The following is an 11,926-nucleotide window of genomic DNA, read 5'->3' as shown; positions in this document are numbered from 1 at the left end:
GTGGCGACTGACAAGATCGCACCGCTGGCCGATGGCTTCGGCTCCAGGGGGCGCAGCCCGGCGGTCGTCCTCGGCATTCCATTCTTCGCGCTCGTCGCGGTGTTCTTCGCCGTCAAAGTGGTTCAGGCGATCGCGGCGCGAGAGATGGTCACGACCGTCGCCTGTGCGGGCGGAACCGCCGTCGCCCTCAGCTTCGCCGCGGCCTTCCTCGCCGTCGGAGATATCAGAACGAACGAATTGCCGGCCGGAACCGGAATCGAAACCACGCAGACCGGATCCGCGTTGACCTTACGCATGGGACGGCCGTTCGGGATATCCATCCTCGTGCTGGCCCTGTTCAAAACCCTCCTCCTGCTCACCTGCGCGGTCTCCCTGGTCGTCCGCGATTACGACTCCGAGGCGGCGGCAGTGCTGGGGCGCGCGTCGGCCGTGACGTTGCTGCTGGTAGCGATCGGGGCAGGCTGGCTCGTCCGAGTATCCGCCGCGTCGTTACGCACGCGGTCGCGGCTGCGCATCGGACCGGCGAGCGTCGAGCTGGACAACGGTTCGGTCCATCAGGTCATCGCCTGGGACGACATCAGAGATGTCGAGCCGGGCGCCAACACGAATCATCCGGCGCTGTTCATCCATCCCGCCCGAAGCAACGGCCTCGCGACCTTGCGCAGTTCCTTCGTCGTCGATCGACTGAATCGTCAGTACCTGCGCCACATGATCATCAACGCCCATTTGTTCCGGGTCGACCCCGCCCTGCTCTGCCACCTGTTGCGCTTCTACTGGCGCCACCCGGAGAATCGTGGCGAACTGGCCAGCGAATCGGCGCTGACCCGGATCCGCAACGGCGAGTTCCCGGACGTGCCGAATGCCTGCTCCTGACCTGGGAATAGGGGCGACGACCTCTCCGCGTGACCTCGGACCCGCCGCTGGCACGGTGTTCGGCGCGCTCGTGACCGCCGAACCTCATTGCCTATGGTGCGGGACCGGGCTGGAAGGATCGCGGCTACACGACGGGCAGTGGTATTGCGGCGCTGTACATCGACGTGCGTCCGAGCGGGAGCGTCAGGACGCGCACGAATGGGCCGCGCCCTGCCCCACGGGCGAGGATGCCGTGGAGTACCACGGCACCGCGCAGCTGCTCAGCCGTGTCCACCCCGCCCACATCCCGCACCGATGCGCCTGCGGCGCATACCATTTGCGTCCCGCCCAGACCGCCGACCCCACGCGCAGGCCGCACTGCCGATGGTGCGGATGGTTCACCCCGGCACCGCACTACCTGCACTGCACCCGGCACCACTCGGCCAAGCGGGCACGGGCCAACCAGCGGCGCGGTCCCCGTCGACGTCCGTGCCCGAATCATCCCCTGAAGCGCGCCTTCGATGACCGCGGCACCGCCGTCCTCATCGCAGGTTTCGAGACCACCGACGAGGAGCCGATCGTCTGGTACCTCTGCGACCAATGCCAGCTCTACCACCTGACCAGCGACGAAGACCGGCGCGCGACGGTGCTCGAGGAGGGCCTGCCCCCGGCGTACTGGCACGCGGTCGCCCTGCGTCGCAGCTACCGCGGCCCACTCAGCGCGATCACCCGCTTCGGCACGAACCCCATCGAGCACTCCGACAACCCACAGCCTCCCGAGACTTCGCTCATCCGCAGCGCCCGATGGCGAACTCAAGACAATGACGGAGAGAGGAACCGTGACAAGCATGCCTAAGAACGCGGGCCGTCCCGGCCGACGCTGCGCGTGGTGGAAGATAGCCGTCCTCGTCATCACAGCGGCCGGCGTCGCAGGCGCGATTGCGGTATTCGCGTCGTTGGTGCGCGAACTGAACGAAGCTCCGTATCCTTACCGGCCCTACGGTCCCACGAACGAGGACCTCACCGAAGACCTCGCGATGCGACGGATCGTCCACTACCTCCAGCAATCCGCCGATGAAATAGGCGTCGGTTTCTCGTTGACACCGGGCGGAGACAACCCGGGCCGACCATTCAGTGCGTACGTAACCCACGACTGCTATCGCGGCTATCGGCTGCACGGCCCCCAAAGGGTGGAACTCTCCATGTGGGTCACCGGGGTGTCCCAGAACCAATCGGATGAATACTTCGCACGCTTGCGCGATACGTGGAAATCCTGGCCAGACTGGAAATTCCATGACGAGACGGGATCGACCCACACCTGGGCCGCAACGGAATCACCGGATGGCTACTCCTTTTCCATCTCGAATCCGCGGCGGGGAGACGGTTGGCTCAGCATTCTGGTGACATCACCATGCTTTCCTTATCGAGATTCCAGCTTCCCCACTCAGCGGTCGCTTCTCCAACCGTACCCGGACAAAGAACTTCCCGATATCGTGCCCGCCTCGCGATGAGAATGATTGACGAGAACCATCTTCACGCTCTTCGGAAAGGAGAACAGTGCCGTGCACCCCTTGGCCATGCCATCAGACCCTCGCACTGTCCGCACAGGAATCCCATCGGACTCCCCCGGTACCTCCCTCTATTAGCCAGGCCCATACCGTGACGCAGAACCACATCACGTGCCGGGCTCAGAGCTGCCGGAGAAAGGCAGTGCATTCAAGGCGCTCGCCGACACCGGTCGGTTGGTTCCCTCCATGAAGTACATGCTGTGAGTGCGATTGACCCTAAGAGCGAGCAACGCCCGCACCCACATCACAGCCGCAGCGGGTTGCTTCGCGCAATCCGAAAACCATTCGAGCGCATCCGTCGGACCTCGACAAACTCGATCCGGCCCGACTCTATGCCGAGCACCTTGGATAACGCACACCGCGGCTGCGAAATTCGTACATTCCAAAAGAACGAGGTATGGGAAAACCAATGGTGAAGAAGGTCACCGTAGAGCTGATCGACGATTACGACGGCAAATCACCTGCGATAGAAACTGTGCGATTCTCGGTTGACGGCGTCACTTACGAGCTGGATCTATCAGCTTCGAACATTGAGGAGCTGCGGGCCGCCTTCTCACCCTGGATCAGGGCCGCACGTAAGGCAGGCCGGGTTACCAACATCGCGCGCCATGCGCGTCAAACACCCACCGAACCGGCTCCTGCTTCAACGATTCGGGAATGGGCTCGCGCAAGCGGTCTCGATGTAGGCACACGCGGCCGAATTCGAGCCGACATCGTCGCCGCACATCGCAGAGGCCAGCTTGGTGACGATGGACACCGAAGTGCGGCATCGACCTGCCGTTTTTCCAACGACGAGATAGGGCACTGAGGCAGGCGCGCCGGGCCCTGCACTTCGAGTCGCTTGGATCTCGAACGGCGCTCTCCCCCAAGCCTTTTCCCGTATTTCATGCTCCCGATAGGAGATGCCGCGCTATGCCCGATACCGAGCCATCAGCACCATCGAACCACCCCGTCTACACCATCTTTGGCTTCACCCCCGAGACGCCGTTCGCATTCACGATGCCGCCGGTTGAGGCGACGCCGGAGACACCCCTGCCGGACGCTGCACCGTTCCTGCGTGTGTGCGCCGGGGCCGAGGAACCGACCACGGTCATGCTGCGTGCAACGCGCGAGTTGGTCGGCGTCTGGCGGCACGTTTACCACGAGCGCCCGAAGACCACGGCAAAGCTCAACGAACAGCTCAACCTGAACATCTGGTTCATCGACCGCGAAGCGGGCGGGCATCTCGACGCTGTTGTCTACCAACCGGACGCACCGCTTAGCCCATCGACCTACGGCCAATGGGTCGCATGGTTGGTGTGGAAGTACCTCCTCTACGCGCTCAGGCAGAACGATTCCGCACACCACGAACGCGACACGACCGAACTGTGCTGGTGCATCGAGTCGTTCAACGACTTGGTGAAAGCAGTCCAAGCCGGGCGGTTGCGGCTTCCGAGAGAACAGGGGCCGGAGGGGGACGGGACGGAGTTTCCGCCGAAGCGGGTATGGCCGGACTCCGTTGACAGCGGACAGGAGGGGGCGGAACGTTCTCAACGCGATAGCGAGGCGGAGGCGATGCCAGATCCCTTGGAGCCGACCGAGGACGACCTGTAGGCCGACGCCGTAGCCCTGCGGCCTCCGCGGCACGCATATCACCAGATCGCCACTTCAGCCGCTGATACAAGCGCACTCACACACGGCGTAGTCTTCCTTGGCGGGCCATCACGGCCTATCGCCGAGTCGGAGGCTTCGAAAGTCGGGGCCGAAGCCGAGTTCGTCGGCAGGAGTGGCCCGCCCGTATGGCGCGAACCAGTGAGGTGGGACGCGGGCGGTGGGAAGGCCGGCGAGGGGGACGTGTCGGTCGGGTGTGCAGCGGTGGAGGGGTCCTTGTGCGGCGTCGAGGATGGTGCGCATGTGGGGATCGATGTGGGAAACGAAAAGTGTTGACATGGCGGTTTTGTCGTCGGCGAGGCGTGCGGCTTCGAAGCAGGCGTGGAGGGCGGCGAAGCGGACGGCGACGCCGTGGTGGGCCCACCATTGGCGGCACCAGGTGTATTGGCCTTCGCGGCCGTTTCCGGCGACCCGGATCGCGGTGACGGGGAGGAGCCATTGTTCGACCCAGTCGGCGTAGTGCGCGAACCGGGGTCGTTTCTCGCTCTCGTCGTTTTGTGTTGCGGGGTCGCGGTTTTCGGGTTTGCGGGGTGGGCCGAACCATCCGGTGGGTACGGTGTCGGCGGTGAGGGAGGGGAGGGCGACGTGGCGTGCGCGGGTGCAGCGGTGCAGGGGGCCTTGGGCGGCGTCGAGGATGGTGCGCATGTGGGCGTCGACGTGGCTGCTCAGGTAGGTCGAGACGGTGCTGCCGCTGCGGGAACGTCGTGCTGCTTCGAAAGCCGTGTGGAGGTGGGCGATTCGGACGGCGACGGGGCGGTGGCGCCACCATTGGGTGCACCAGGTGTAGGTCTGCTCCCGGTTCGCTTCGGCCAGGCGAACATTCACGAAAGGAAGCAGCCATCGTTCGGCGAATTCGACGAAGTCGCCGAACGCGGGTGGTACCGACGCTCTCGTGCCGCCGGGGGCACCAGGACTTGGCCCGGTCATAGTTCGACTCCTGTGTCGGTGGGGTTGTCTGGGGTGGCGGGTGAGGCGAATCGTGCGAGGGAGGCTTTGACCACCGGTGCGAGGGACGGGTTTTCCCACCAGAAGATCTTTTTCACGAGTACCGGTTCGTGGCCGGGCAGCCGGAGGAGAGCGCGGTTCTTGGGGAGCCGGGTCAGCTTGGCGACGTTGAGGATCGGTTCGGCCCGCCAGGACACGCTGCGGGTCGAACCGCCGGGGCCGCGGGAACGGGAGTGGTCGGCGACGTCGTGCTCGTCGATCGCGCGCACCCATTCTTCGAGATATGCCGGCGTGGCGATGTTGCCGCCGTAGATCTCGATCGATTGTGCGCGCATGGCTTTCACCCCGCCCGGCCCCCACAGTTCCTCGGCTTGCTCGAGGACCTGCACGATCGTGACGAGGATGATCCCGCATCCCCCGCAGTAGGTGTAGTACTCGGGCAGTTCGCTGATTCTGGCGCAGTTGGCGGCCTCATCGAGCACGGCCAGCAGCGGCACCGCCAACCGTCCGTCGGGGCGGCGGCGCGCGGCGGCGAGTGCGGCCTCGAGTATTTGCCCGACGAGGGCGGCGGTGAGCGCGGTCGCGGAGTCCGGGCCCTTCATCGACAGCGCGTACATCGTGTCCGTGCTGACCACGAATTCGTCGGGGTGGAACTGTGGCAGCTGGTGGGTGGCGGGCTCGAAGACGCTGTCGACGACGACACCGGTATCGCTCTCGTACACGGTGAGTCGCTTGCGCGCTGGCGGGGTGATCATTTGCGCGTAGCCCTCATCCGACAGGCCGTTCAAAAACCGCCTCGCCATATCGAAAAGCCCATCGCGCTGACGCGCGTACAGCGATTGCGCGTCGAGGATGCGGCGGGCGGCGTGCTGGTGGTTGTGCGCGCGCAGGATCATCGCTGGCGTTTGGTCCTGGTCCGCGGACAGCCATTCGGCCACATGCAGCAGATCCCCGCCCGCGCACGCGGCGGCGAAGGCGTAGAGGCTCAGCAGTTCCTGCGCGCCGCCGTCGAAGTAGCTGTCCACTTTCGCGTTGGCCTGTTGCGTCGCTGAGCCGGCGGCACCCGACACGAAGAACGCGGCCAACTTCCGCGCGGCAGGCAGGCTACGGGCTTGAGCCAGCAAATCGACCCAGAACGTCAGCTGCCGACGGCCCTCGACACCTTGCAGATCGCAGATCCACACCGTGCCGCGTTGTTCCCGACCACCGGTGGTGTGCCGGTACAGGTCGGGTTTGTTGCTTGTCGCCAGCACCGGGCCCCAGGCGTCGAGCACCGCCGGGATCGCCCAGGCCATCGTCTTTCCGGTCCGCTGCCCGGCCGCGACGAACATGCCCAGTTCAGCAGGCAGATGCAGGGGGATTCCCCCCGTCACGGTTACCCCCAGCAGCGGGCCGGGCAACGCGCGCACTGCGGCCGGGGCGTCTTTGAGAAGTCGGCGCGCGTCGGCGGCGGTGTTCTCGCGGCGACCGATCGTGATCTGTCGAGGTGAGACCATGGTACGGGCGGCGGTGTCGATGGGATCGCGGCGCGGCGCCTTGCGCCACAGCGGAATACCGAAAACCGCTGCGCAGCAGGATATGACGCCGAGGATGACGGTGGCTTGCCAGGGCCAGCGGTGTTTGCCGACCATCACTTGCAGCAGTGCGATGACGGGATGGCCGGTGACCGGAAGCCCGGCCCACCAGCTGCCCAAACTCAGTGCCGCCCAGGCCATCAAGGCGACCGCGGCGGCGGCGAGGGCGAGGACCAGCAGCCACGCTTCTTCACCGAGCCCGCCGGTGCGACGGCGACGCGCTTCGCGCCGGGTCACGGTGACACCGCCCCTCGATGTGGGGATGGGGTTGTGGATGAATGTGGATAAGCTTCTGCGCCAGCGGCTTTCACGGCTCTGCCTCCACTGTGGGATGGGCTGCGGGATCGGGGTATCGCTGTGGGTCGTCGGAGCGGCCGGGGTGTTGCCACGCCGAATGCGGAGCTGGAGGCAATGCGGTGTGCACGGCGTCGCGGATACCGAACCCCCCGTTCGGGGGATCTGTCCCCTCTGGCCTGGGGTCGATGTCACCCGGATCCCTTGCGGCGACGGTTGTTTCGGGACCGACGTGCCGGGGCTCGTGGGCAGCGAGTTGCTGGAGCTGTGCGCGCAGTCGGTCGGTTTCGGCGCGGGCGTGGTCGCGTTGCTCGGTGAGCTGGGCGATGCGGCCCAGGTGGGGGTCGGCGGGTTCGGTGCTCCAGTAGATGCCGTCGCGGCCGAGATGGTAGGCGTGCTCTATGGCTTCGACGGCGATCCCGGCGTGCCGGGCTTCGCGGCTGGCGTCGGAGATGGCTTGGCGCAGGGTTTCCAGCTGGTGCAGGCGGGCCTGGTCGTCGCTCGGGTCGCCGTCGAAGGCGAGGTTGGCGTGCTCGGCGGCGAGGTCCTGGACTTGCCGCAGCAGCGCCGCGTGGCGCGCGTCCCGGGCGGCGGTGTCGAGATACAGGTGTGAGACGGGGGCTTCGCGGACCGCGCGCGGCAGCAGCGCGGATCGGGCGTCGTAGCCGGTGTCGAGGTCGGCGGCGCGTTCCTCGGCGTCCAGCGCGGCGTCGGTGGCCGCGATCACTGCGTCGACCTCGGTCAGGTCGGGCAATACGGTGCCGTTCCGGGGTGCTCCGAGCGTCCGCTCCCACGGTTCGCGCACGTCCTCGACGTCGAGGGAGGCGTCGGTGCCCGGCGCGGGTCGGGCATCGCGGTAGGTCTCGGCCCGCAGGTGCGGGTACCGATGGTCGGCGTCCTGACTGGATCCGGTCAGGGGGCCGGGGCCGTGGCCGGTGACGCGGCGGGCGTCGACGAGCGCTTCCCACAGCTGATCGTCCACAACAAGGTCGTGGGCCTCGCGGGAGCGAGCGATCTGGTCGAAGATCGCGCGCGCCTGCTCCGGACGCGACTCCCATCCGAGGACCGCGGCGTGGCGGGCCTGCCACATCTCCCGCAGGCGCCGATCGTCGTGGCTTCCCCACCGCGTCGCCAAACCTTCCGCGTGCTGGGTGAATTCGAGACGGGTCTGCTCGTCGATGGCGTACGGGGCGATCTCGAGCAGCTGGTAGTAGTGGGCGAAGTCGGCGCGTAATTGCCGTACCTCGGGCTCGGGGTCGGGGTAGAAGTCGGGGTCGGCGTACCCGACCGACGCGGTGGTCAGATTCACGCCTGCACCCCCACCTCAGGGCTGCGAACCTGCTCGGCAGTCAGCCGCGTGCCGTCACGCCCGCTCCATTCGGCGTTCGAGCCGTTCGCCAGGGCGGTGTCGACGGCGGCGCCGATATCGCTGCCGCTCCCCTCGCCCGAGTGCGCGGTCGCCGCCTGCGTGTGGGCGGGCGGTTCCGCAACGCCCGTGCCGAGCAGGCCGTGTTCCTGCCGCTGATCGACGTGGACCTCACCGGGTCGGGAGCGACGAGATGCGGGGTCGGCTCGCAATTGCTGGATGAGGGCCAGCGTCTGGTTGTAGCGGCTGCTCAGGTGTTCGTCGGCGCCGTAGTCTTCGGCGATCCGCCGTTCGATCGAGAGCAGTTGCGCGCACAGCTTGTCCAGGTGGCTCAGTCGTTCGTCGCAGGGTTGATGGATCCAGGCGCTGCCGCTGGCACCGAGTTGTTCGGCGTGGCTGATGTCGGTGCGCGCGATGCCGGCCTGTTCGGCGGCGGCGCGGGCGCCGCGCAGGTCGTCGTCGACCCCGTTAGTGATTGCGGCCCACCGGAATTTGGTCGCGGAACTGTCGAGGTCGGCGGCGGCGGTGTCGGCCATCCATGCCGCGCGCACGAACGCCCGGTCCTGCACCGTGCGCAGATGTCTCGCCCGCACGGCGTCGCGATCCTCGTCCCCGAAGCAGTCCGCAATGGCGGCGGTGGGAGCCCAGAGGTACCGGAATGTCCCGGCGGGGGGCTTGGCCGCGATCGACTCGGGGTGCGGGGCGTGGGCGGAGGGTCGGCGGTCGGCTTCGGGTGCGTGGGGAATGGCGTGCGAGGGAAAAGGCTTGTCGGACATCGGTTCCGCCTTCGAGCAGTCAGATCAGAAGCGGTGCACCCGCGATCGGTGGTGTCCGATCGGTGGTGGCGGTGGGATGTCCCTCGTGGTGGGTCGAAATGGGTGTGATGCTGCGTCGTCGCGGTGCCAGCACGCGCCGCTACCCGGGGGCGGGGTCAGGGGCCCGGCCCTCGCTCGGGCGGGGGGTCGGGCGGGGACGTCGGCGCTGGGCCGCCGTCGATGAACTCGGCGTCGGAATGCGAGTGCTTCTCGGGCAGGAGGTCGTCCACGGCGACGCCGATGGTGTGGCGGCTGGCCTGGTCGTTGCGTTCCAGCACGGCTGCGGCGAGACGATCCCGCCAGCACTCCACGCGGTCGCGCCGATGTTCACCCATCGTGTCCGCGACCCGCAGCAGGCGGGCCAGGTGGGCACTGACCGCGCGACGCGGCAGTTCCGCCACCTGCGCTTCCGCCAGCCGATTGTCGAATCGCCGGGCGATCCTGTCGAATCGACGTCGTAGCTGCTCGGGGTCGCCGTCACCTCGCGCGATATGGCGGGCGGTGGAGTGCAGGTCGAAGGAGGTGATGTCGATCTCGCTCAGCCGCCGCCCGGGCTCGCCGAGCACCCCGACCCCGATCCCGCTGGGAGCGAGGATGACCGCGAGCTGGTGCTCGCTGTCCCGCAATTCGGCAGCGGCGTTGTGTTCGTGACGGACGCGGTCGACGGTGGCTTTGGTTTGCTCGTCGACCAGCAGCAGGTCGGGCAGCTCTGCCCCGGCGTCGAGGTCTCTCAGCACCGACAACAGCAGAGTCCGTTCGACGTCGAGCAACCCTCGGCCCTCGGCGATCAGCCGAGTCAGGTCCTCGCGCGTGGTCAGCAGCTCCTCGACCAGCGGAACGACCATGCCGGGAACCGGCCCGCCGCCCGTCGGGTTGCGGGTGAAGTGGTCGGCGACGGTGTGGGCGTCGGCGACGAGCTCGGCATACGTTTTGATGGCCCGGATCAGGCCGGGACGGTCGACGTGGTGGGGAAAGATATCGAGCCGATAGTCGGTGTGTCCGGCTACCGCGCGAGCTGTCGCGTCCCGCACGAGGTGGCGGTCGGCGGGCGCGAGCAGGACCGACAGATCCGGAGGTGGTCCGTGCAGAGAACCGGACTGCGGCAGTTGCGCGAGCATGGTGGCGACCTGGCCCTTGATCGACTCCCCCGGGTCGATCAGCAGCGGACTGTCGGTCAGATCCCAGCCTTCGGTATTCCCCGCCAGGTAGGCGACGAGGAATTCGATCCGCGCGATTGTTCGCTGGCCGATGTCGAGGCCCGCTAACACCTCGGTCAGCGGCCGTGGTGGATCGCCGCGCCCTGCGACTGCGGCGGCAGACCAGTGCGCGATCGCGAAATGCGCTGCGGCCCGGTCGTTCTCGGGAACTGCTGCCGCGTCGAGGATGTCATGTGCGGCCAGCACGAGGGCCTCCACGCGACTCTGATCGACCGCCCACTGTTGCAGCCGCTCCGCCTGTTCCAGATCGAATTCCGGGTCGTGACCGATCGTGGCGCTCGCTGGATCGATCACGATTCCGTACTCGCGTCGGTAGGACTCGATCACTTGGTCGCGTTCGATGTCGGCGCCCCACGCGACCGTGCGTTCGAGCGCCAACGCCAGGTCCTCGTGCCGGGCTGCGACGTTGTCGTTCAGCAGGGAGGCGACCTCGGCCGTTTCCCGCAATCGCACTGCGGCGCTGCGCTTTTCGAAGACGGCGAGCGGCGCGGCGGGCAGCTGCTCGTGGGCCGCGTCTTCATCGGCGCGGTCGCGGCCGTGTTGCCAGCCCGCAGCCGCGGCGAGCACCGTCAAGCGGTAGCGGGGCCCGGCTTCGTCGGGAATGGTGGTGCACACGATCGGTCGTGTGCTTGCCGGTGTCGTCCTGGTGTCGTCGAAGATGTTGTCCACCATGGTTTCAGGTCCTTCCGAATGTCGCGGGCAGGGTGTTCGCGGCGGAATGAGGTCACAGGTGCGGGCCCAGGTCCGGCGCGCCGTTGGGTGGATGGGGATCGGGGCTGTCCGGCATCTGCCAGGTGCGGATACCGCTTTGCGGCAGCGCGGTGTCGATGGCCGTTCGAGTCGCCTCGCTGGTGGCTGACGGTTGTGAATCCGGGCCCAGCGCGGCGTGGGCGGCTGCTCGTATTGCGGCCAGGGTCGGCAGCGGGACTTCGGCTCTGCCGGCGGATGCGTGCGGAGTCAGCAGCGCCGGCAGCGCGGGAACGTGATCGAGCTGCGCGTACTGGCGCCATTCGTGTTCCACGGCGAGGTCGTCACGCTCGCGCAGCACGGTGATGCTGGTGTTTCGCAGTTGAACCGCTTGGGGCCCAGACCACAGGGTCTTCGCACCCTCCGCGGACAACCGCGCGGCGTTGGCGAGGACGACGACGCGCGCGTGGGCGATCGTCATCGCGCGCTCCATTTGCGCCTGCGCGGCAGGGTCTGCGGCGAAGGTGTAGTTGCCCGTGTGCAGGCGCGCCTGACGAGTCGCGTCCAGCAAGGCCATCCGCTCGAGCAGCCAGGACTCGGAGATGAGCATGTCCGAGTAGAGCTGGCGATCGTCGCCCGGCCCGGCCTCGGCGGGCCGGGTGGTGAGCGCGGCCGCGCCCGCTCGGGCGCGCGTGATGTCGTCTTCGCTCACTCCCGCCGAGAGCGCTACTTCCTCGGCGCGTTCACGGCTGGCGGTGAGGTTGTCGAGGGTTCGTGTCCAGTCGGCTTGGGTGTCGTGATCGTCCGGACCCAGCCTTTCGACGCGGTCGTGCTCGCGGGTGAGGAAGGCGATGTGGGTGAGCAACTCGGTCTGCCAGTCCCGTACCGGGTCCGATGGGGGATCAGGATCGGTCATGATGGTCACCTGCTGTGGTCGAAAAGGATTGGAAGGCAACGA

11 protein-coding genes are annotated in these 11,926 nt (G+C 67.3%); 5 read left to right on the top strand and 6 right to left on the bottom strand.

Annotated features, from left to right (window positions below):
• From ACWDSJ_RS26240 to ACWDSJ_RS26220, 5 genes are all read left to right on the top strand, one after another.
• On the top strand, positions 1–873 hold the full coding sequence (locus ACWDSJ_RS26240; RefSeq protein ID WP_450034976.1) for a hypothetical protein: 873 nt from the start codon (positions 1–3) through the stop codon (positions 871–873).
• Positions 874–1,105: 232 nt separating this feature from the next.
• Positions 1,106–1,708: a hypothetical protein gene (locus tag ACWDSJ_RS26235; RefSeq protein ID WP_450034975.1), complete on the top strand. Its 603-nt coding sequence runs from the start codon at positions 1,106–1,108 to the stop codon at positions 1,706–1,708.
• Complete coding sequence (locus ACWDSJ_RS26230) at positions 1,701–2,363, top strand: hypothetical protein (RefSeq protein WP_450034974.1); 663 nt, start codon at positions 1,701–1,703, stop codon at positions 2,361–2,363. Before ACWDSJ_RS26235 ends, ACWDSJ_RS26230 begins: the two co-directional genes overlap by 8 nt.
• A gap of 466 nt (positions 2,364–2,829) precedes the next feature.
• Positions 2,830–3,228: a histone-like nucleoid-structuring protein Lsr2 gene (locus tag ACWDSJ_RS26225; protein ID WP_450034972.1), complete on the top strand. Its 399-nt coding sequence runs from the start codon at positions 2,830–2,832 to the stop codon at positions 3,226–3,228.
• 104 nt (positions 3,229–3,332) lie between these two features.
• Positions 3,333–4,013, top strand: coding sequence for a hypothetical protein (locus tag ACWDSJ_RS26220; RefSeq protein ID WP_450034971.1), 681 nt, complete (start codon positions 3,333–3,335; stop codon positions 4,011–4,013).
• Between the two features lie 108 nt (positions 4,014–4,121).
• Here ACWDSJ_RS26220 and ACWDSJ_RS26215 read toward each other — a convergent pair whose 3' ends face one another.
• From ACWDSJ_RS26215 to ACWDSJ_RS26190, 6 genes are all read right to left on the bottom strand, one after another.
• Positions 4,122–4,997 carry a DUF4913 domain-containing protein gene (locus ACWDSJ_RS26215; RefSeq protein ID WP_450034970.1) on the bottom strand — a complete coding sequence of 292 codons (876 nt, stop codon included), beginning with the start codon at positions 4,995–4,997 and terminating at the stop codon, positions 4,122–4,124.
• Positions 4,994–6,826, bottom strand: coding sequence for a type IV secretory system conjugative DNA transfer family protein (locus tag ACWDSJ_RS26210; RefSeq protein WP_450034969.1), 1,833 nt, complete (start codon positions 6,824–6,826; stop codon positions 4,994–4,996). The genes ACWDSJ_RS26215 and ACWDSJ_RS26210 overlap by 4 nt, the downstream gene beginning before the upstream one ends.
• A 70-nt stretch (positions 6,827–6,896) precedes the next feature.
• The gene (locus ACWDSJ_RS26205) at positions 6,897–8,192 is read right to left on the bottom strand and encodes a hypothetical protein (protein WP_450034967.1); all 1,296 of its coding nucleotides are present in this window, start codon (positions 8,190–8,192) and stop codon (positions 6,897–6,899) included.
• Positions 8,189–8,842 carry a hypothetical protein gene (locus ACWDSJ_RS26200; protein WP_450034965.1) on the bottom strand — a complete coding sequence of 218 codons (654 nt, stop codon included), beginning with the start codon at positions 8,840–8,842 and terminating at the stop codon, positions 8,189–8,191. The genes ACWDSJ_RS26205 and ACWDSJ_RS26200 overlap by 4 nt, the downstream gene beginning before the upstream one ends.
• 338 nt (positions 8,843–9,180) lie before the next feature.
• Entirely contained in the window at positions 9,181–10,953 is a 1,773-nt protein-coding gene (locus ACWDSJ_RS26195; protein WP_450034963.1) for a hypothetical protein, read from the bottom strand.
• 52 nt (positions 10,954–11,005) lie between these two features.
• Positions 11,006–11,884: a hypothetical protein gene (locus ACWDSJ_RS26190; protein ID WP_450034961.1), complete on the bottom strand. Its 879-nt coding sequence runs from the start codon at positions 11,882–11,884 to the stop codon at positions 11,006–11,008.
• Between the last annotated feature and the right edge of the window lie 42 nt (positions 11,885–11,926).

This window comes from Nocardia sp. NPDC003482, from assembly GCF_053588115.1.
Note: the sequence above shows the minus strand (reverse complement) of the source record. Positions and strands in the feature narration are given on the sequence as shown.